Origin of the sequence: Bacillus sp. FSL K6-2971 (genome assembly GCF_038006405.1) — a bacterium.
Lineage (GTDB): Bacteria > Bacillota > Bacilli > Bacillales > Bacillaceae > Bacillus > Bacillus pumilus.
Window position 1 is genome coordinate 2,581,143 of record NZ_JBBOVD010000001.1, and the last position, 20,250, is coordinate 2,601,392.

26 protein-coding genes, 1 tRNA gene and 2 riboswitches are annotated in these 20,250 nt (G+C 40.3%); of the genes, 8 read left to right on the forward strand and 19 right to left on the reverse strand.

All coding sequences use genetic code 11. The annotated features are described in order from the left end of the window. Positions 1-13 precede the first annotated feature (13 nt). Positions 14-1,111, reverse strand: a complete 1,098-nt coding sequence (gene gcvT / locus MHI33_RS13710) for a glycine cleavage system aminomethyltransferase GcvT (RefSeq protein ID WP_340911990.1) — start codon at positions 1,109-1,111, stop codon at positions 14-16. A 104-nt stretch (positions 1,112-1,215) separates the two neighbouring features. Then, positions 1,216-1,310: riboswitch (glycine riboswitch) on the reverse strand. A gap of 3 nt (positions 1,311-1,313) precedes the next feature. Further along, positions 1,314-1,421, reverse strand: a riboswitch (glycine riboswitch). A gap of 250 nt (positions 1,422-1,671) precedes the next feature. Here gcvT and MHI33_RS13715 point away from each other — a divergent pair. The 4 genes from MHI33_RS13715 (at position 1,672) to sinR (ending at position 4,870) form a co-directional block, all read left to right on the forward strand. Further along, complete coding sequence (locus MHI33_RS13715; protein ID WP_340911992.1) at positions 1,672-3,342, forward strand: DEAD/DEAH box helicase; 1,671 nt, start codon at positions 1,672-1,674, stop codon at positions 3,340-3,342. 14 nt (positions 3,343-3,356) lie between these two features. After that, a complete protein-coding gene (locus tag MHI33_RS13720; RefSeq protein WP_065098397.1) occupies positions 3,357-4,154 on the forward strand; it encodes a YqhG family protein in 798 nt (265 codons plus the stop codon). A 182-nt stretch (positions 4,155-4,336) separates the two neighbouring features. Continuing rightward, positions 4,337-4,501, forward strand: a complete 165-nt coding sequence (locus tag MHI33_RS13725) for an anti-repressor SinI family protein (RefSeq protein ID WP_003217357.1) — start codon at positions 4,337-4,339, stop codon at positions 4,499-4,501. A gap of 33 nt (positions 4,502-4,534) precedes the next feature. Continuing rightward, positions 4,535-4,870: a transcriptional regulator SinR gene (gene sinR, locus MHI33_RS13730; protein WP_012010555.1), complete on the forward strand. Its 336-nt coding sequence runs from the start codon at positions 4,535-4,537 to the stop codon at positions 4,868-4,870. A gap of 67 nt (positions 4,871-4,937) precedes the next feature. On the opposite strand, the gene tasA is transcribed toward sinR, so the two are convergent. Genes tasA through tapA form a run of 3 tightly spaced genes read right to left on the reverse strand, consistent with a single transcriptional unit; the run spans position 4,938 to position 6,948 of the window. Next, the gene (gene tasA / locus MHI33_RS13735; protein WP_044140977.1) at positions 4,938-5,738 is read right to left on the reverse strand and encodes a biofilm matrix protein TasA; all 801 of its coding nucleotides are present in this window, start codon (positions 5,736-5,738) and stop codon (positions 4,938-4,940) included. A 58-nt stretch (positions 5,739-5,796) separates the two neighbouring features. Next, on the reverse strand, positions 5,797-6,369 hold the full coding sequence (sipW, locus tag MHI33_RS13740; protein ID WP_044140976.1) for a signal peptidase I SipW: 573 nt from the start codon (positions 6,367-6,369) through the stop codon (positions 5,797-5,799). Positions 6,370-6,420: 51 nt separating this feature from the next. Continuing rightward, positions 6,421-6,948 (reverse strand): amyloid fiber anchoring/assembly protein TapA, encoded by a 528-nt coding sequence (tapA, locus tag MHI33_RS13745; protein WP_044140975.1) that lies wholly within the window; start codon positions 6,946-6,948, stop codon positions 6,421-6,423. A gap of 299 nt (positions 6,949-7,247) precedes the next feature. On the opposite strand from tapA, the gene MHI33_RS13750 reads away from it, so the two are divergent. Continuing rightward, positions 7,248-7,526: a DUF3889 domain-containing protein gene (locus MHI33_RS13750; RefSeq protein ID WP_065098439.1), complete on the forward strand. Its 279-nt coding sequence runs from the start codon at positions 7,248-7,250 to the stop codon at positions 7,524-7,526. 33 nt (positions 7,527-7,559) lie between these two features. Here the strand turns inward: MHI33_RS13750 and MHI33_RS13755 are convergent, their stop codons facing one another. From MHI33_RS13755 to MHI33_RS13795, 9 genes are all read right to left on the reverse strand, one after another. Then, positions 7,560-7,754, reverse strand: coding sequence for a YqzE family protein (locus MHI33_RS13755; protein ID WP_106065585.1), 195 nt, complete (start codon positions 7,752-7,754; stop codon positions 7,560-7,562). Between the two features lie 59 nt (positions 7,755-7,813). After that, entirely contained in the window at positions 7,814-8,197 is a 384-nt protein-coding gene (locus tag MHI33_RS13760) for a competence type IV pilus minor pilin ComGG (RefSeq protein ID WP_044140972.1), read from the reverse strand. Next, positions 8,194-8,724, reverse strand: coding sequence for a competence type IV pilus minor pilin ComGF (comGF, locus tag MHI33_RS13765; RefSeq protein WP_258395182.1), 531 nt, complete (start codon positions 8,722-8,724; stop codon positions 8,194-8,196). Before comGF ends, MHI33_RS13760 begins: the two co-directional genes overlap by 4 nt. Further along, a complete protein-coding gene (gene comGE / locus MHI33_RS13770) occupies positions 8,633-8,950 on the reverse strand; it encodes a competence type IV pilus minor pilin ComGE (protein ID WP_044140968.1) in 318 nt (105 codons plus the stop codon). The genes comGF and comGE overlap by 92 nt, the downstream gene beginning before the upstream one ends. Beyond that, the gene (gene comGD / locus MHI33_RS13775; RefSeq protein WP_044140967.1) at positions 8,934-9,380 is read right to left on the reverse strand and encodes a competence type IV pilus minor pilin ComGD; all 447 of its coding nucleotides are present in this window, start codon (positions 9,378-9,380) and stop codon (positions 8,934-8,936) included. Before comGD ends, comGE begins: the two co-directional genes overlap by 17 nt. Next, positions 9,373-9,666, reverse strand: coding sequence for a competence type IV pilus major pilin ComGC (comGC, locus tag MHI33_RS13780; protein WP_003217322.1), 294 nt, complete (start codon positions 9,664-9,666; stop codon positions 9,373-9,375). Before comGC ends, comGD begins: the two co-directional genes overlap by 8 nt. A gap of 16 nt (positions 9,667-9,682) precedes the next feature. After that, positions 9,683-10,762: a competence type IV pilus assembly protein ComGB gene (gene comGB, locus MHI33_RS13785; RefSeq protein WP_231129518.1), complete on the reverse strand. Its 1,080-nt coding sequence runs from the start codon at positions 10,760-10,762 to the stop codon at positions 9,683-9,685. Beyond that, positions 10,704-11,774, reverse strand: a complete 1,071-nt coding sequence (comGA, locus tag MHI33_RS13790) for a competence type IV pilus ATPase ComGA (RefSeq protein ID WP_044140966.1) — start codon at positions 11,772-11,774, stop codon at positions 10,704-10,706. The genes comGB and comGA overlap by 59 nt, the downstream gene beginning before the upstream one ends. 178 nt (positions 11,775-11,952) lie before the next feature. Then, positions 11,953-12,825: an STAS domain-containing protein gene (locus tag MHI33_RS13795; protein WP_065098399.1), complete on the reverse strand. Its 873-nt coding sequence runs from the start codon at positions 12,823-12,825 to the stop codon at positions 11,953-11,955. Between the two features lie 98 nt (positions 12,826-12,923). Between MHI33_RS13795 and MHI33_RS13800 the strand changes: the two genes are divergently transcribed. After that, positions 12,924-12,994, forward strand: a tRNA-Gln gene (locus MHI33_RS13800). 54 nt (positions 12,995-13,048) lie between these two features. Here MHI33_RS13800 and MHI33_RS13805 read toward each other — a convergent pair. Then, the gene (locus MHI33_RS13805) at positions 13,049-13,429 is read right to left on the reverse strand and encodes a Spx/MgsR family RNA polymerase-binding regulatory protein (RefSeq protein ID WP_007501232.1); all 381 of its coding nucleotides are present in this window, start codon (positions 13,427-13,429) and stop codon (positions 13,049-13,051) included. Positions 13,430-13,642: 213 nt separating this feature from the next. Here MHI33_RS13805 and MHI33_RS13810 point away from each other — a divergent pair, with 213 nt between their 5' ends. After that, positions 13,643-13,885 (forward strand): DUF2626 domain-containing protein, encoded by a 243-nt coding sequence (locus tag MHI33_RS13810; RefSeq protein WP_003217440.1) that lies wholly within the window; start codon positions 13,643-13,645, stop codon positions 13,883-13,885. Positions 13,886-13,930: 45 nt separating this feature from the next. Here the strand turns inward: MHI33_RS13810 and MHI33_RS13815 are convergent, their stop codons facing one another. Beyond that, positions 13,931-14,569 (reverse strand): MBL fold metallo-hydrolase, encoded by a 639-nt coding sequence (locus MHI33_RS13815; protein ID WP_065098400.1) that lies wholly within the window; start codon positions 14,567-14,569, stop codon positions 13,931-13,933. A 157-nt stretch (positions 14,570-14,726) separates the two neighbouring features. On the opposite strand from MHI33_RS13815, the gene MHI33_RS13820 reads away from it, so the two are divergent. Continuing rightward, positions 14,727-14,900 (forward strand): DUF2759 domain-containing protein, encoded by a 174-nt coding sequence (locus MHI33_RS13820; protein ID WP_003217333.1) that lies wholly within the window; start codon positions 14,727-14,729, stop codon positions 14,898-14,900. A 222-nt stretch (positions 14,901-15,122) separates the two neighbouring features. On the opposite strand, the gene MHI33_RS13825 is transcribed toward MHI33_RS13820, so the two are convergent. The 4 genes from MHI33_RS13825 to MHI33_RS13840 all read right to left on the reverse strand — a co-directional run bounded on the left by MHI33_RS13825 (position 15,123) and on the right by MHI33_RS13840 (position 20,055). Next, positions 15,123-15,437 (reverse strand): MTH1187 family thiamine-binding protein, encoded by a 315-nt coding sequence (locus MHI33_RS13825; protein ID WP_034662003.1) that lies wholly within the window; start codon positions 15,435-15,437, stop codon positions 15,123-15,125. A gap of 78 nt (positions 15,438-15,515) precedes the next feature. After that, entirely contained in the window at positions 15,516-16,769 is a 1,254-nt protein-coding gene (locus MHI33_RS13830) for an MFS transporter (RefSeq protein WP_065098401.1), read from the reverse strand. Positions 16,770-16,924: 155 nt separating this feature from the next. Further along, positions 16,925-18,049, reverse strand: coding sequence for a M14 family metallopeptidase (locus MHI33_RS13835; protein ID WP_065098402.1), 1,125 nt, complete (start codon positions 18,047-18,049; stop codon positions 16,925-16,927). An 86-nt stretch (positions 18,050-18,135) separates the two neighbouring features. Continuing rightward, the gene (locus MHI33_RS13840; RefSeq protein ID WP_065098403.1) at positions 18,136-20,055 is read right to left on the reverse strand and encodes an LTA synthase family protein; all 1,920 of its coding nucleotides are present in this window, start codon (positions 20,053-20,055) and stop codon (positions 18,136-18,138) included. Positions 20,056-20,250 lie beyond the last annotated feature (195 nt).

Consider the following 20,250-nt stretch of genomic DNA (forward strand, 5'->3'; position numbering starts at 1 on the left):
CTATTCCCCCTCGTTATTTGGCTCTTTTATAAAATGGTGTTGCGACGATTTTCGCTTTTAGACGTTTTTTGCGAACTTGTACTTCTATCTCTGTTCCAAACTGCGCCTGAGAAGATTCGATTAAAGCAAGCCCGACATTTTTCTTTAATGTTGGGGACTGTGTGCCCGTTGTGACTACCCCAATCTGCTTTTCTCCTGAAAAGACCGGATAGTCTGTGCGCGGAATCCCTTTATCTATCATTTCAATGCCGACAAGCTTTCGCTTCGGCCCTTCTTCTTTTTGCTTCTTGAGCGCTTCTTTGCCAATAAAATTGGCTTCTTTATCCGTTTTGACAGCAAAGCCAATCCCGCCTTCTAATGGAGAGATATCCTTTGTCAGCTCCTGCCCATAAAGCGGAAGTCTTGCTTCAAATCTCAAGGTGTCACGTGCACCGAGCCCGCACGGTATTAATCCTTTTGGTGCGCCTGCTTTTAATAAAGCCGACCAAATGTGGACCGCATCTTCTGACTGGCAATAGATTTCAAAGCCGTCTTCTCCTGTGTAGCCAGTTCTTGAAACAAGCACCTCTTTTTGAGCAACTTCAGCTCTTGATAAAAATGTAAATGGCTTGAGCGATGTCACTTCTTCATCCGCCACATCTTTCATTATGTCAGCGGCAAGAGGTCCTTGTAGGGCTAGCAAGGCGATTTGATCAGAGACATTTTTGATCAATACGTCGTTCTCACCTTGATGCTGAAGCAGCCACTCCACATCTTTTTCGATATTTGATGCATTTATGACAAGCAAATAATCGTTCTTTTCTTTTTGGTAGACGAGCAGATCATCCACTGTCCCGCCATCTTCATAGCACATGGCTGTATATAGTGCCTTACCGTCTGTCAGCTTAGACACATCATTGGTTAATAACCTTTGTAAAAAAGGAAGGGCATCTTGACCTTTGATTTCCACCTCACCCATGTGAGACACATCAAAAAGCCCTGCCTTTGTTCGAACAGCTTCGTGCTCTTCTTTAATGGAAGAAAATTGGACAGGTAATTCCCAGCCCCCGAAGTCAATGGTTTTTGCGCCAAACGTTTCATACGCATGAAAAAGCGGTGTTCGTTTCAACATCAATCGTTTCCCCCTTTTTTCTTTCAGTGCAGATCACAAGCTGAATTTTCAGAAAAAAATCACAGCAAAAAAGGACAGAGCGCTCCCTTTTATCAAAAAGAAGTCTCTGTCCTTGCACCTGAAAGTTTACAGCACAACATCATTGTGCGTTTTCCCCTTTGGTGGTTTGCTAAAAACGATGAGCAAACACTCTCCAGAGTTGCGTCCGGTAAGAGTACTTTTGCCTGAGAGATTCACTGAAACATTTCAGCTTGCTCCTTCGGCGCCTGCCAGTGCTAAATAACCGCCAAGTCTCTCCCCATACCATCATCCGCTCATATTCTTCACATTTATTGGACATACTATCAAAATGGGTGACTTATTTGCTAGATCACTTACCAACATCCTACCATTAGAAACGGATGAAGAGCAACAGAAAAATCATTAACATTTTTTAAAAAACCATTCATTATCGTTCGCTTTTATTTAAATATCTAGTCTTTTCAAGACCTCTTAAAAAATGAAGCGTTTAAATACAGAACAATTCTATCCTCAACCTACTAGAAAGGCAGGCGACCACATTGAATATTCAAACGATTTTTGATCAGGATTGGGCAAGTGAATTTCAGCAGCGGCTTGCAGCAGACGGCCCCTGGGCGAATTGGGAAATGTACCGTTTAGCGACGCAGGTCCAAAAAGTCACAGCCATTGATTCATTTGAAGGACTGCAAGCTCCTGCCCATCTGCCTGCATTCACGCCTTTAAAACACCAGCTTGAAGTAGCCAGAAGAGTCGTAGAAGAGATGAACGGAAAAGCCATTTTAGCAGATGAAGTGGGACTTGGAAAAACCGTAGAAGCAGGACTTATTATCAAAGAATACATGATTCGTGGACTTGCCAAAAAAATTCTCATACTCGTCCCCGCCTCCCTTGTATCTCAATGGGTACAGGAGCTGCGGACGAAATTTTACATTGATGCTGTCGAACAAAAAAAGAGCTATGTATGGGAGCAGTGTGACGTCGTGGTTTCCTCCATTGATACAGCCAAAAGACAGCCGCATCGAGACACCATTTTATCAATTGCCTATGATATGGTCATTATTGATGAAGCACATAAACTGAAAAACAATAAAACGAAAAACTATGAATTTGTAAGAAATCTAAATAAGAAATTCTGCTTGCTGCTGACAGCGACGCCTATCCAAAACCGTATCGGAGAAATATTTAATCTTGTCTCCCTACTGAAGCCAGGTCACCTAGGGAATGAACATCAGTTTAAAGATGTCTTTGCCAAAAAGGATTTACAGTTAGAAGACCATGACCGTTTAAAACAGCTTGTGAATAAAGTGATGATTCGTAACCGAAGGCAAGACACGGGCATCGAGTGGACAAAACGGCATGTCAAAACGATTTCCATTGATTTCTCTCCGACGGAACAAGCATTATATGATGAAATCTGCAAGCTGAAAGAGAACCCGTCTTATACTAAACACATGTTTTCCATCATGACCTTGGAACGAGAATGTTGTTCAAGCCGCGAGGCGGTCTATATGACAATTAAAAAGATGCAGGAAGATGAAAAACATATCCTTGGTTCCTCTGCTATAGCGCAAATTATGGAGAAAATCAATCAAGTGCAGCAAAACACAAAGGCGCTTGAAGTCGTCAAGCTTATTCAGCAGTTAAATGAAAAGGTCATTATTTTCACCGAATACCGCGCGACACAAATTTATTTACAATGGTTTCTTCAGCAAAATGGCATCAGCTCCGTTCCTTTTCGGGGCGGCTTTAAGCGGGGCAAAAAGGATTGGATGAAAGATTTATTTAGAGAACGGGCACAAGTGTTAATTGCGACAGAAGCCGGCGGCGAAGGAATCAACCTTCAGTTTTGTAACCAAATCATCAACTACGATCTTCCGTGGAACCCGATGCGTTTAGAACAGCGGATTGGACGTATCCACCGCCTTGGACAAAAGCGAGATGTCCACATTTACAATATGTCCACAAACGGTACCGTTGAGGAACACATCTTAAAGCTTTTATATGAAAAAATTCAGCTGTTTGAAAACGTCATTGGCGATCTAGATGATATTTTAACGCGAATCGATATCAAAGATGCCGAAACACAACTGCATCAGATTCTCTTTCAGCACGAATCAGACGGTGACATGAAAAAGAAATTAACTCAGTTTGCTTCTTATTTAACACAAGCAAAAACACCGCTTTTAGAAAAAAGACAGCAAGGCTCATAAAGGAGAGTTGATCAATGAAGCAGCGTGACATACATACCTTTCTTCTCCGTTTCTTTCAGGCAAATCAATGCGACATACTAGAAGAAAGTGCAGGACATATGACCGTACAACTGACCATCGATATGGATAAATTGATTATGAACCGCCCTTTTTATTGGCACTGGCTTGAAAAAACTGGTGGTGTTCCGGAGCCGCGGCAATTGACCCTCATCACCGATCAAAAAAGAGTGGAGGATACCATTGAGGGTGAATTTATCCACTTCGGCTCCCCTCGTTTATTTCAAATATTTGAAGCTGTCAAACAGCAGGGCCGTTTTATCCGTCTCTATGAACGAGTCTCTCCGCTCACCAACAACCAGATCGCACTCGAGCCTTGGCTTGGTCTCAATGTGAAAATTTCTTATCTCGCAGATCGAAAGAAGGATAAGCTTTTATCACTAGGACTTCATCTAATACGCGGAGAAGTCGTTGAACAATTTCAAGAAAAGCTGGAAACCCGTGAGCTGTCATCTCAAATTCCCGATTATTGCTTTACGATGAGTACAATGATCAAGCCAGAAAGCGGAGTCAAACGGCTCTACAGTCTAATGGAGCGTTACGCCCATGAGGAACCAGACGATTGGGCGGTGAGAGCTGTTCAAAAATGGAAAGAAGACACTGAACTTTTAAACCAATTTTATGAAGGGACTTCAGACACGTCTGTAGAATATGAAATAGAAAGACAAGCACTCAAAACTTTATATGAACCAAAAATCAGTCTAACGATTGAAAATGGCGGACTTTTTTACTTACAGCACAAAAGAGGAGGTTGACCCATAGGTCCCCTTCCTTTCATGTGACGTACAATTTTCGATCAGCCAAAAGCAACGTTTGTCTGTTTGTATTGGGCGGAAAAATGACGCAAGCAAACTATGAGGTCTTACCACCTATGTCTTTCCATTTCATGCGTTAAGTGCCTGAAATACATGATTCAGTATTTTAGGAGGGTATTTGTATGGAAAAGAAAACGAACATATTAGACAGTGAATGGGTTCAATTATTACTTGAAGCTCGTAAAGCAGGGCTAACAGTGGAAGAAGTCCGTCAATTCCTCAAATCAAGTGAAAAGTCCTCTGAGTCTCACCCTCTGGTAAGAAGTCATTCTATCAAACCTTTCTGAATGTGCTATAATATCGAAAGGAAGGTGATGACATTGATTGGCCAGCGTATTAAACAATACCGCAATGAAAAAGGCTACTCACTATCAGAACTGGCCGAAAAGGCTGGGGTAGCGAAGTCTTATTTAAGCTCAATAGAAAGAAACTTGCAAACAAACCCCTCCATTCAATTTCTTGAAAAAGTCTCCGCTGTTCTGGACGTCTCGGTTCATACACTGTTACACGAAAAAGATGAAACCGAATACGATGGTCAATTAGATAGTGAATGGGAAAAACTAGTTCGAGATGCAATGACATCAGGGGTTTCGAAGAAGCAATTTCGTGAATTTTTAGATTATCAAATCTGGAGAAAAAAGCAAGAAGAGGAGTAAAGCGCACATTTTAGCGCATACTCCTCCAATTGCTATGCAGAACTTGATATCAGTCTAAAGACTGGCTTTATTTTTTATCTTCGCTGTGTGCTTTTTCGTTTTCTTTCACGTAGCCTTTTTCATCCGTATGCTTTTTGGGATTGATCGTTAAACCATTCCACTGAGTCGCTTCGAAGGAAAGATCAATTTGAATCGCATCGCCTTGGTATTTATTTTGGATATAGTGACCAGCTTTATCCTTCGTCTGGTCATTGACAAATTCAATGATCATTTCCATTTTATCGTAATCAAACGGGTTCTTTGGTATGCCGTCATACTCTGGAGCCACTGTTCCATCAACAGTTGCTACATTAATCTTCCCACTTTCATGTAAAAACTTCTCATCGACGGCATGACGAAGCTTTTCAAATGCAGTCTGATCCTGTTTTGACGTTAGTTGATGCAAGTCAAGCAGGTTTGCAGCGTCTAAGATAATATTTTTCGGATAACCATTTCCACCTTCGGCTCCAACCGTCAGAACACTCACCTGAAACTGACTGAGAAATTCTTCAGCTGTATTCTTATCGCCATTCTTCCCGGAAGATCCGTCTTGAAACTGGCTGTAATCAAGACTCATCAGCACTTGATTGATCGCAAGTGATCCTTTATTTTCAAAATTAAATTCTTTCTTGATCCGATCACCAGGTTTTAAGTTCGAAAGGTTGATGGCGCCGGAGTTCTCTTTTGCAGATAAATCCAACTCTCCTGTCGAGTAGACCGCGTTTGCCGTTTCTACATCGTTAAACGCCGCCCATGTCCCCCCGCCGATTAACGCCAGGCCTAAAGCCCCTGATAATACACCTAAACGAATTGATCTTTTCTTTGTCATGAATGAACCCCCTAATAAATTTGTTTTATTGAAACCTAATTAGGTTACAAACGAAAATTTAAGCTTGTTCCTCTGACATATGTAAATCAGCCGTGTGTCTTCGGTGTTTTGCAGCGCCCACAAAATGAAGAGTCGAATAAACGAGCAGCATCACACCTGGTATAATGAGCAACAACGCAGTTCCAGCCGAAGTCCCTGCATACGAAAGAAGCTTTCCTGCATATGGAATGGTCACACCCGTATACTGCGCAGCCACCTGATCCGCTTTTACTAGCGTGCCGTCCTGATACATATTGTGGTCACCTTTCGTCTCAAAGGCTTTATTTGGTCCCTTTCCTTTCATCCCTACAATTCGGTGGGTCACATAAGACTGGTCCTGTTTCGTTTGAAACGTGATAATATCCCCTTTTTTAAGTGCCTCTGGTGAAGTCACTTCTTTTACGACAATGAGTGAGCCAGTCGAAAATTCTGGTTCCATTGAGCCAGATAATACTTGCTTGAATTGATAACCGAAAATTTGAGGATCTCCCCCAGTAGTTCTTGATGACAATACGACAATAATACATGCAATCATCACCGTGAACACCACTACATAAAGAATACTTCCAGACATCTTCATCCATTTTTTCATGACCTCTTCTCCCCTTCGCCTATCATTGTTTCATTTAGAAGACAGCTCCATTTAGGATGCATTTTCTTGACACTTTGCGAGCTGCATATGTTTAGACCATATAAATGCATCTTCAGATCCTTCAAAACCTTTAGGATAATAGATTTTAAACGCATAAATTCCATTCGTTTTTGCTTTATCTGTCGTGACAGTCGTTGTTTCTTGAGAAAGAAGGGACTGTATAGAGCCTTTTTCGAGAATATGACCATCTTGTAACGGCTTCTGCTCACTTTCCACTTTATGTAATTCCCATTTCCATTCAGAGTGTGCAATAGGTTGTCCACTATTTTTTAGTGTCATGCTCAGCTTTTGAGGCGCGCAGACTGTTCCTTTGATCATCGTTTGATCAATGAGTTCCAAATGACTTCTATCCCATTTGGAAGGCTGACAATTCTGGTCCGTCTGTTCAAAATTTTCGCATGTTTTCATGACAAAGTTTGAGTGCTCAACATCGTTAAAAGAAGCATTCGTTGTTGAGATCAAGAGAGACGTGAAAATCAAACAAATGGCACAAAAGAGTACAAAGAGCGACTGTTTCATTCATTCTCCAACTCCTTGAACGATTGTTCTCTAATAAGAACGATTACATACAGTATAAGGAAATACCTATAAAACCCAAAACGTCAAATTAGTCCATTTTGTTCTTAAACAAGAACTATTGCGAGAAAATTCTTCCATTTTCTCATTCTTTCGCCGTATTCAATATTTTTTTGTGTGACATTTGTACTTCTTAAAAATTTACATAAAAGTACAGCATTTGGTCAGAATAATAGCAGGTGAGGTGATGTGAAGTGAAATATGGAAAGATGATAATCATGCTCAGTTTACTGTTGGGTCCTATGTTACAAGACGCCAATCCTGCGGATGCGAGAGGTTTCACTTCCGCCGCAGATCAATGGGAAATACGGGCAGTCAAAGAAGCAAAGAAACGATATCCACTAACGCAAGTCTTATTCAAACAAAAAGTATGGGACCGTCATCGTGAGAAGGAATCTGTGAAACAGTATCATATTACGTTAAAAGACCACACCAAAGAATTTGGGGTATTTGTCACTATTTCTTATAACCCGTACTCAAACAAGGTCAATAAAGTGATTGTTGTGGAAGAATACAGCTAAAGGGGCATAAAAAAACCGCCTGCTGGCGGCTTTTTACTTTTGTCGATGTCGCTTACGTTTTTTTAGCATCATTGAAAACCCAAACGGCAGAACCCCAAATAAACGCTGTGAAAATGGCAGTTTCGTTTCCATTTTCTCTTGTTTATGTTCCTTCCGTTCGTCACGTGGTGTATTCATATATTTAATGATTTCCTGTGTCATATATTTTACATAGTCATTGGTTTTCAAGCACAATCACCTCTTCTTTCTTCAAGTGTTACCAGGAAGAGGATCATTTTATACACTGGCTATTCAGGGTTTGCCCATTTCATGATTTCACGGGTCTTCCAATCCAGCACGAGTTCCCGCTTATCTGATAAACCATCCTTCGTTTTCACACTGACTAACATGTGGATACGCTTTTTCTTTTGATCGCATGTTATCTTCTTTAATGTCACGCGGCCTTCTTCAGTGTCAATAGGGGTTTGATGCTTTTCACACAAACGATGGAATGTACGGGCAGCTTCACTCGCCCCCACTCTGAAAAGCTGCTGTTTTTTATAAAACGAAATCGTCAGCTCTGCACTTCTCAGCTCTTTTTGAAACCCCATCGTCATTGCCCCTAGGATCAAGAGAAAAAATAGAATCGCAGCCAGTACATGCGGATAGATAAATCCTCCTTCCCTTTTCACGATGCAGGAACCACCCCTTTATATATGAAAAAAACGGCTTCATACACCTTACCAGACTCATCTGTGACTTTAAGGATAGCTCTATGCTGATTTGTTCTCACGCGAAATTCTTTCACCTTTTGCAATAAAGGGAGATGGCCAGCTTGATCCATTCGCTTCCGAAGCATCTCTTGATATGGCTCAATCGTTACCACTCGCCCTTGATCAGACACATACTCTAACGCTTTACCTCCTTGCACCGATCGAACAGCCGTTGCTCGGCTTAATTCCTCATCTAATTGCAGAACAGTCTGTTTCCACTCCATTTGTGAAAATCGGTTAATCTCTTCAAAAGGATGAGCTTTCGAAGCTGTTGATAAGATCAGTACACAGCCAAAAGAGAGGAACAAAAATAGCTGCAATTGCCATAAAGCCTGGACAAGGGTAAAACCTTGTTCACCGTTCAGCAACCTGGTGAAAGCATATGGTCTGCTTTTTTTGTAAGTTGTATGATACACATCCCTTCTCTTTACTCCAATTGAATACATATGTGATGTCGCCTCGCTTCTTTTTGACAGAAGATTTTGTACCCTCTATGAACGATTCATTCATCTGTTCATGCAAAATTTGGTAAGCCTCAAGTTTGGCTCTTACTTCATTTTTCCCTATCATGATTTTTTCATAGGCCGGCATCAGCACAAGGGCTGCAAATAGGAAGATATGACAAGCAAACAGCGCTTCAATCGTACTAAACCCTCTATTGCTTTTGAACATGGATTCGCCCGCTTCCTAAATAGATCGTGAGCTTATACGTTTGACTGCCAAATTGAATGATGAGAGACCCGCCGCTGCTTGGATGTCCGTTTACATTAAAATAGATACCTTGTGGAAATGTAGAAGCCTTAATGCTTCCCTTTTGTTGCTTAAAAGAAGCAATGACTTCGCCATCCTTTTGATTGATTACCTGATACGATACATGTGGCGGATAGAATTCAACATATACACGTGTTTTTTTGACAAATGCAGTATTAGCAGCCAATTGAAAATCTTGTTTCATGATGTTCACTTGTTTTTTGGCTTCAGCGTCTTCTATTAAATTTGGGATTTTCACTCCTATGATCGACAATAGAATCGATAGAACCAGTAAGATCATTAGCTGTTCTATGAGGGTAAAACCCTTTTCATGAAAAATTAATTTATTCATGCTTCACATGGCCGTTTTGAATGACAATCGCTTTTCCATTAGGACACGTTAATCCCTTTTTGACATAGCCTTCTTTTTCTAATTCAGCTAAAGAAGGTGTCTTGCCATCGTGCTCTAATTCATATGCCATCACCTGAGTGCTCACCATTGATTTAAGCCCTTCACAGCCCTTTGCTTGAATCGTTTGGTGGTGACGAGTAATATTCGGAATGGTAATAAGTAAAAGAATCGAAATCACAAGCATGACAATTAACATTTCTAACAGAGTAAATCCTTTATCATTCATGTCTTTGCCCTCCTCCTTACACTTGCTCCATCAGTTGATACATTGGTAAAAGAATAGATAAATACACAACGAGTATAAGAATTGCCGTCAGACCATAGATAACCGGCTGCAGCCACGATATCCATTTTTCAATTTTCAGCTCTGCATTCTCTAATAGAAATTGACTGTACGTGTACATTTCTCTTGCAAGCATCCCGCTCGCTTCACCATGCTCGATGACGGCTGCAAAATGTTTTTCAAAAAAAGGAGACAGGCTCACTTGATGTGCCATGCTCTCTCCTTTTCTTAACTCTTCAATCATCTGTTCTGATATTTCTTGAAGAAAGGGTAAGTAGCTTTGCTGCTTAAAAGCTAGCAAGCTCTCGTACATCGATAATCCAGCCTGAAGCAGTCCGCTTAACTGTAGAGAGAAAAGATACGTATGCATCAGTCGCATTCCTTTATATAAAAAAGGAAACCTGCTTATTACCCTTAGCTTCTCAAGGGTAGATTTTTTCCTAAAAAAGAAAGCATAGTATCCAGTCAGACAGATACACACACAGCCGATGAGGAGGAGAGATACATGCAGCAATTGAAAAAGTCCAAACATACCTTGAATCAGCCATGACATTCGGGTATCCATCGAGGAGTACAAGAGAGAAAATTGAGGAATGATCATTTGCTGAACGAGTATGAGAACGATCAAAACCGTAAAGATGAGGAAAATCGGGTAACGTAACATGCGTTTAAACGTATCTACCTGTTTAATTTTTTTCTCTAAAAACCGCGCGCTTTGTTCAAGTGCTTTTGCTAGACTTCCATGCTTTTCGGAGAAACTTAAAATGGCAATGACTTCCCGCTGAAAATGGAGTCTTTCTAGCACCACATAAAAAGGCTCCCCTTCGAGCAGCCACTGAATGCCTGGTGTCAATTGTTGCTGCTGCTTATTCGACAACTGGATATTCACCATCGTTAATGCCTCAATCAATGTATATCCAGCCTGAATCAATTGGGCAAGTTTTGATAGACATTCCGCTTGATCCTTTTTAGACCACACTTTAGAGGCTTGCTTCTTCATAAACCCAGCGATGATAGGTGTTTTTCGATAAATAGCCAAGTGCCACTCCTTTACGAATTAATCTTTGCAGTGTTTCATATGACGAGTGAGCATATTCTCCTTTAGCCTCCTTGATACACTCACCGAGCTCCTTTCCGAACAGCAGTTCAAATACATTTGTTCGTCTGACCGGTCGATTTAATTTACAGTAAAGCTGGCATGTTTCTCCGCAAAATGGACAGGTGAGCTCGATTAATCGCTGCGCAGCAATCGCCACCATCGTTTGTTCGAGTTCATTCATCGTGACACCAAATTCAAGCATACGATAAAGGGCTCCTTTTGCATTTTTCGCATGGAGTGTACTCATCACTAAATGGCCTGTTAGTGCTGCTCTAATTGCCGTTCGGGCCGTTTCAGCATCTCTTATTTCTCCTAGCACAATCATATCTGGATCATGTCTTAAAATAGCGCGTAATCCTGCGGCATATGTGATGCCGGCTTTTTCATTTACTTGAACCTGCAGCACTTCTTCATTTCTCGTTTCCACAGGATCTTCAAGTGTAATAATATTTCGGTTGAAATTCTTTTTTGCAAACTGGATCAATGAATAAAGGGTTGTTGTTTTCCCTGAATTGGTTGGACCGGTAAATAAAATGAGCCCATGCGAATGATTCAAAAATGATAATAACCTGGTGGAGGCTTTCGGAAATAGTGACAGATGTTTTATTTTCGGAACATGATCCTGCGGCAATATTCTAATCACTAAACTCTCATCATTTACAGTTGGTAGGGTAGACATTCGAATAAACACCTGGCCGCTTCTTAGCATCACAGCTAGTGACCCATTTTGCGGCCTCCTTTTTTCTCCAATATCCATGGATGATAAAAATTTAAAATGAGCAATGAGCCGCTCGCCGCTTTTTTTATCAATGGTTCGCTGCTGAATTAAATCTGAGTCTACGCGGAAAGATACCGACGCTTCCTTTTCTTTTGGAACAATGTGCACATCAGATGCTCTCATGCGGCATGCTTCTTCTAGCAGCTCTTGTCCCAAATATTCAATCCCATACAAATGGTTCACTCCCTTCTCTGACTATATTGTAAGTCGGAGGAACCTGTCTGACAAAAGAGCAATTTATCATTTTAACGCCTAATCAAGTGAAAAAAACCATCAGCTTGCGATGGAAAACGTGGTTTTTTAAAAAAGTGCATATAAAAAAACCTGACTTTTACAAGTGCAGGTTTTTTGGTCATGTGGCTTCTTGCGGCTGTTCTTCAAAAATACGAAATCCTCTTTTTTCCAAGGCTTTTGCAAGGCTATGTTCTGTATTTACTTTTGAGAAATCAATGCCGAGTTTCACAACGGTTTGAGCAATTTCTGGGCGGATGCCTGAAATAATCGTCTCAATGCCTAGAAGCTTCGCACTATCCACCACTTTAAACAGCTGATAAGCAACCATCGTATCAACGATCGGTACGCCTGATATATCAATAAACAAATGCGTTAGACGCAGTCTTGAAGCCTGTTCTAGCACGGATTCCAAAATAATTTTGGCCCGGTACGTATCAATCTCTCCGATGAGCGGCAAAATTCCGATTTCCTTTGAAACTGGAATAACAGGGGCACTCAGTTCCTGAATCATCTCTCTTTGTGCATTTAGCTGACTCAGTGTCACGCGGTCGTATTCTTCTGATAAACGCTCGATCATATCATCAAACGTGGAATGAAAATGCTGATTCCACCCGCATACATCTTGGAGCGTCACTTCAAGCTCGGTTTCTAGTATGAATTTCTCGATTCTGGAACAGAAAATCTGACGAAATATCTTAAATTGTCCAATGATTTCATATAAAGGCACCTCGTGAACGGCTCGATCACGTGCGATATCAACAGACCACTTTTTCAAATGATTTTCTACTTTGTCTGACAGTGTCACAAGTGTTGATGCAATGGTTTGAATAAACGCTGTGTTCTGTTCCTTCAGCTTCATTTCCGTTTCCTCTGAAGCATGTTTGGAATATAATGAGCCTTCTTCAGTTCTTGTTTTCAGCCATTCTTCGGTCATGACAGGGGCTTCTTTTAGGATAAATTCATATAATTGCTTCGATTTTTCATTTTTCATTTACTTCTCCCGCTCCTTTTTCACTTAAAACTAGTGACATACAACTTTTATGTATAAATGACCGCAGATGGTGAACAATATCATTACACGTTTGATATTGGGCTATAGCCAAGTGGTAAGGCAATGGACTTTGACTCCGTGATCGTTGGTTCGAACCCAGCTAGCCCAGTTCAGCACAAAAACGAAGACGGCTGAAGCATGTTTCAGCTGATCTTCGTTTTTATTAGGAAACTGATTGATGAATCGCTTTCTTTTTTGATATTTTCATGAGTTCTCCGGGATTATAGCCTACTACTAATTTATTTCCATCAATGATAATTGGTCTCCGAAGCAGTTTTGGTTTTTCAATAAGAAGCTGAAGAACCTCGTTTACTTTTAAATCATTAATATTTAAATTTAAGCTTTTAAAAGCCTGGCTTCGTGTGGCTAAAATTTCATCCATTCCTTCTGTTGTTAAGGAAAGAATCTTTTTTAATTCATCTAGGGTTGGCGTTTCTCTGAAAAGGTGACGCTCTTTAAAATCAATTTGATTCGCCTTTAGCCAATGTTTTGTTTTGCGGCAAGACGTGCAGCTCGGGTACGAATAAAAAGTAATGTCACTCATTAGTCTTCCTCCTTAGGTCGTTAACCTTTTCTCTTATGGAGTAAGTACCCTCATGTATTTCGGCATAAACACGTTTTGATCACTTTTTCAAAAAAATTTTTTCTACTCGTAAAATAAATGTTCACACGTTGTCAAAAATGTAAATGTTTACATAACAAGTGGTGATCAGCTATAATATGAATCAAAGGGGTTTTTTTAAGGGGAGGGAAAGAAATGAATCGCATGTTCCGCGTGCTTGGCTTTTGGACGGGTATTTTTGCTGTCATGTTCTATTTAGGGCATATGAAAGATGCATCGTTGCTGTTCTTCGGTCAAACCGTTCTTTTTGTATTTTTATCCTACTTGAATTTATCCGAAAGAATGTATATTTACATTTTCGGAGCGTACTTGACGATTTTCTTTGCCGGATTTACATATTATTCGATTTTCATCATGGTTCCCGGTACCGGACATTAATTGAAAAAAGCATCTCAATAAAAAGAGATGCTTTTTTTCATACGTTTAAAGAGAAAAGCCATTGATAAATGGATTTTGTTCCTGCTCCGTGAGTACAGTGGTTTCTCCGCCATGTCCACTTAAAACAAGAGTTGATTCTGGTAAAGACAATAATTTGTTATGAATTGATTGAAGCAGCACTTCTTGACTGCCCCCTACTAAATCTGTTCTTCCGATGCCGCCTTCAAATAGCGTGTCACCAGAAATCACAAATCCTTCTTCCGCCGAATAGTAAGATACACTGCCTGGTGAATGCCCAGGAGTGTGGAACATCTCTAATGTAAACGATCCAATTTGAAGAGTTCCTTCTGACGTAATTAATTTTTCAGCTTCATTGACCGTAATTCCATTTCCAATCAATCGAGCTGAACCGTTTAATTCAGCGTTCGTGAGCCATTCTTTTTCATTCTCGTGTACATAGAGTGGCACTCCCCACTCTGCGCGCACCTCATCTGCGGCACCGATATGATCAAAATGAGCATGTGTCAGTAAGACAGCAAGCGGTGTGAGCTGTTTTTCTTTTACATAGGAAATCAGCTTTTGTGCTTCACCGCCTGGATCAAAGATTAAGCATTCTCCGTGCTCATTTTTCCAAATATACGCATTCGCTTGTACATAGCCTAGTGGCATTCTTCTCCAATTCATTTTCATCACCTACTTTATTCATTCTTTTTTATTATGAAGGCTACACAATAAAAATTCAAACAATCGTCAACTGGAATCTACTCGACAAGCTTTATGAAAACGGTTAAAATGAAAAGAAAGGAAATCAAGGGGATTGATGACAAAGGGGGACTTTCACATGATGCTCGTCATTATTTTTGGTCTAGTCACGATTTTAGCTGCACTCGGGATCTATCGCTCACTTAAAAAAGTGAACGTACTTGCCATCGCTTTTGCTGGCGCAACATTTTTGGTTTTTGGCTGGTTTACTGTCATGACCATCATCTATAGCGGTTATCCAACTGCACATTAAAAGCCTGCATTTAGCAGGCTTTTAGATTATTGACAAAGGGCTAAAATGATCTTGATTTTAGCCCTTTGTCTTCTTTTCAGCTTGATAGAAAACCTTTGCAGCCTAGGAAGGACGAGTACCGGAGCGGAGCGAATTTGATATTCGTGAGCACCGGCACGCAGGACTGACACCGAATGCGAGGGTTTGTCTACACGCTGAAAGCCTGCATTTAGCAGGCTTTTTTTATTGATTCAAGTGCTTATTCACGCTTTCTATTTTGCTTGTAAGCGTTGTGGTTTGATCCCGCCTGTCATCAATGCGAATATTGGTCGCTACGCGGTGCAATCCCTTTTCAAAAGGTGCTTCATGAATGCGCTGAATGACTTCAAATAAAACGGATAATTCACCTTCAATTAACGTATTCATTGGTGTTAATTGATAATTAATTTTCCCTTCTTTTTGAAAGCCTTCTAAAATTCTTTGTACATCTGCTACATAAGCACTGACACTTGGTGTTTCCGTGCCTATTGGAATGATAGTGACATCTGCTATGGCCATGTTTATTGCCCCTTTCCATTGAAATCCTCATGTTTTCTCGTCCTCATTGTAACCTATTCGCAATCCATCATGCCATGCTCACGTTGCATTTAAAGAAGGTTTGTCCCGTTCTATCGTCAAATCCGCCCTCTCTACCTTCCCAATCTTTGTGAATAGCAGCAGGCATATCCCTGACACAGCTTCAATGATGCCGCCAGCCGCAATGACATACCCTGACCCAAATAGTGTTGCCATATAGCCGCCAATGAGAGCGCCTAACGGGATCATGAAGAAGGAGATCATATTGATAATTGCATACACTTGCGGCTGATCCTCTGCTTTTACTGACAATTGAATCATTGTATGTTCAGGCACGTTGACTGCACTGATGGCGGCACCTAATGCAAAAGCTGATATAAATACAAGTGGTAAAAATGCGTTCATGCCTGTTATAAAGAACGAGATTCCATCAACAATCCCAGCACCTATAAACAGCAGCCCATACCGGTTCACTTTTACCTTTGTCAAAACAAACCCCATCAAGAATGCACCTAGTGCCGTTGTGACTTTAATAAATGAATAGATAACTGGTCCACTATGTAAATCCTCTGTTAAATAAATAACAGACAATGCTTCCCATGGTGCGGCAGCAAAGTTCGAGCAAACACAAAAAATCGCCAATGGGAACAAAATATGGTGCCTTCTAACAAGTGAAAATCCCCGAATCAATCTTTTGCCGTATGATAACCCTTTTTTGGCTTTATCAATGATGATTTCTGTTTCATATGTAATGATTAATACGAGTAAAGCAGACAAGAGATAAAGAGGAATAATCACAAGCATTGTATATCCTACCCCTACAAACGCAATCATGACACCACAAACCGTGACCGTCACAAGCCTGACTACATGACTTGCTGATTGAATAGTTGCATTCGCTTTTTGTATGAGGTCCTCATGGACAAGCTTTGGAATAATTGATACAGACGCCGGTTCGTAGGAGCCACCAGTTGCCGAATGAAGCAGCATACAGCCAATAACAAGTGCTAATGGCGTGAAACCATAAAAGTAACTGACCACAATCACAAGGATTATCGCTCCTCTTGTTAAATCAGCAAAACACATCCAAAATTTCAATTGATGCGGCTTCATCATTGGGGTAATTAGCGGCCCAACAATGGCTTGCGGAACAAAGCTGACCGCAATAAAAAAGGCTGTTCCAATTGCCCCTTTTCCGCCTAGTACTAAAAGCCACAAGATGGTGTTGAAAGATAAACTATCACCTGTTATTTTGCACATTTTAGAAATAAATAAGTAAGTGAAATTCCTTTTCCACAGGCTTTGAGCACTCAATGATCGACATCTCCCTAAAACATATCCTTTTTTTTACATCCACACCTTTCACAATAGCTCACAAGGCGACCTTCGTCAATTGCCCTAACATTATTTTTATTGACAATAAGAAATTACTTCATGTTCAAATGTAAAAAGCACCTGACAGGTGCTTTTTAACACTTACATGCTTCCCATAACAACCGCTTTGTTTTCTCATAGATGGTGTCAAATTGATTCATGGAAAGAGGATTTTTTCCTAGGCCAAGCTCGACTGTATAGCCCTCATTGTGACATTGATAAATAAACCAATCGCGATAGCCTGCATAGCTGTCAAGATATTGAATCGATTTATAGCCGCTTACTTGTTCGAATCGTTTGACCGTTTCTTTTGAGATGGCTGGTTCATGACCAAGAAAGCCCCAGTATATCTCTTCTCCTTGTGTATGGAGAGCAACAAGCCTGTCAAAGCGTTTTCGTAATGCTAGATTTGCCATCGCTTTCGCTTCTGGTTCTGTTAGCGGCTGATACCCAGGAAAGCCTCGATTGGACGGAGCCTTAGTCTCATGACGGTAGTATTCGATCTCCCAATAAGCAGGAAATTGATTGTTCAAATCCACCCCTCGTATATTTGCTTTCCACTCCTGATAATCAGCATATCCATCATATAGCGGTGTGAATTCTTCACTGCTCAGACCAAGTGACTCTGGTCCATTTCGTACGAGGTCCACACCATCTGGATTCACCATTGGTACGATAGAGAGAGCTGTGGTTCGCAGAATATGAACGGCTTCATGATGCCTTGCTTGCACCGGGTCAGATGCAGCCAAACACAGCGATTTCAGCCATTTTATTAAAACAGACGTCGTGATCCATTCATTTGCATGAAAAGAGGCATTCAAATGAATAGAATGTAAATGCTGAACAGGCTCTGTTCGGATTTCATAAATAGGTGTATCAAGCACTGAATGACCTATTATGCTCATTTGAAGAAAAGGAAATGCGGCTTTCAAGTGGCTCAGCTCTTCTTCTAATTGAGCACTATCATATTCAAAGGTTCCATTGATCCAATCATCGGATTGCTGCAGCCTGTAAGGCGCAATAAATTTCTGCAGCTCACCTATGGAAGAAAATGAATGGATACCTTCCGGAAGTCGATATCCCGGTAAAAGGAGGTACTCATTGCTGATTTGATTGGATAAATGGAAAGCTGCATTTCCTATCCCTAACTGCTTTGCTACATTATCCTTTTCCTCTCCATCTAGCTGCCATTCAATTTTCCCAAACGACGTTGTCTTCATTTACATCCCTCCTCTCATACTATATGAGCCGGCAGACAAAAAAAGAAAACCTCTGCATTTAAAAATAACAGAGGTTTTCTCGTATGTTAGGACGCCTTTTTCAGCTGCGTTTCATCTTCTTTTTTGGATGGAGAATGGTCCGGGCTATTCCGGCCATAAAATCTAAGGAGATCCCCATAGATGATTTGATCAGAGAATTGGAGCTCTTGCTTTGCCTTCTCTTCATAAGACTGACACACAGTCTCATCATCTCTTGGCTCACCCGTTTTTTTATTGTAGCAAACACCATCTGTGAAAACACTGTCCTTCGTAATAAAACTGCCATCACGAAGCACGGTAAAATCATTCGTATCTTTCGATAAAAGATCATGGCCAAATTGAATTTGTTTACTTGTATCAATTCCTAATAGATTGAGTACAGTTGGGCGGAGATCGACCTGACCACCTACCGTATCAATTTCTTTTGGATGTTGATCCGTGATCCCTGGAATGTGTACAACAAACGGGACTTTTTGAAGCTGTACTTCTTCAAATGGCGTAATCTCTTTATTTAAAAATTGCCCCATAGCTTCGTTATGATTTTCTGAAATTCCATAATGATCCCCATATAAAACAAAGATGGAATTTTCGTACAAACCTGTTTCCTTCATTTTTTCAAAGAAAATCTTCAGCGCCTCATCTTGATATCGCACTGTAGGAAAGAACTTGTTTAGCGTTTTGCTCTTAGAATCATATTCATCAATGAGCTTATCTTCTTCATCTAGATCAAACGGAAAGTGATTCGTTAATGTAATCAATCTCGTATAGAAAGGCTGCGGGATCGATTTCATCAATTCCGCTGACTGTTCGAAGAATGGACCATCTTTCAGCCCCCAGCCAACTGAATTTTCTTCATTTACATCAAATGATTTAATATCAAAAAACTTATCGTAGCCAAAGCTATCGTAGATCAGGTCACGGTTCCAGAAACTTTTGTTATTCGCATGAATGACAGAAGAATGGTACCCCTCATCCTTTAACAGCTCAGGTGTGGCTGTAAACTCATTGCTTGGATTTGTGAAGAACACAGCTCCTCTTCCAAGTGGATAGAGAGAGTTATCAACAATAAACTCTGAGTCAGATGTTTTCCCTTGACCTGTTTGATGATAGAAATTAGTAAAGTTGTAGCTTTTCTTGATTAATTTGTTTAAAAACGGGGTGATTTCTTTCCCGTTTAGTTTTTCATTGATCACGAAACTTTGTGTAGATTCAAGTGAGACAAGAATGACATTTCGTCCTTTTGCTTGACCAAACGTCTTTTCATTACGGTCGGTTTGATTTGCACTTACATAGTTTTCAATTTCTGTTAAGCTATTGCTGTCAGCAAGGGCTCGTTGAGCAGACTGTTTCGATTGCAGCACTCCATCATAAATATGGAAATTATATAAGCTAATATTTTTCACCAGCATCTCACGGTCAAAAGAGCGAGTGAGCAGTTCTGGTCTCTCTGTTTCAGCCAAACCAAGGTTAAAGAAGAAAGTCGCTGCCACAAATAAATAATAGGCTGCTCGTTCTTTTCGTGAAATGGTGATATCCGTTCTAAAGGAAGGCTGCTTTTTATAGAGCCACATTAAAATGATGATATCCACGAACATCAATAAATCGACTGGTTCAATTAAAGAGGTAATACTTGACCCGAGGTCACCCATATTGTTTGTTTGAAATAGGACGGGGATGGTTAAAAAGTCACTATAGAATCGGTAAAACACAATGTTAGCTAACAAAATAAATGTCAGAATAAAGCTCGTCACGATGATATATCGATTGCGATTTTTTTCTTTCATAAATAAACCGATACCGAAGATAAACAAGATAAAGCTAAGCGGATTAATAAACAGGATAAACTCCTGCATGAAATTTTCTATTTTAATATTGAAGCTAGATTTATAGATAACATAGGTTTTGACCCACATGAGCAATGTCGCAATCAGTAAAAATGAAATCGCCTTTAATCTTTTCTTTCGCATTGTAACCTCCTTATGCTAAGCGAGCACTCAAGCTAGGGATACACCCTAATTATTGGTGCTTCTTCAAAAATAACTAAACTATATCTTATCCTGTATGTGCTGGAAAATCAATGTCTTTTTCCTCATGACAAACTTATGAATATGCTAAACATTTCATTTCATGCCCATCTATCGCTTTTTTTAATAAAAATGACA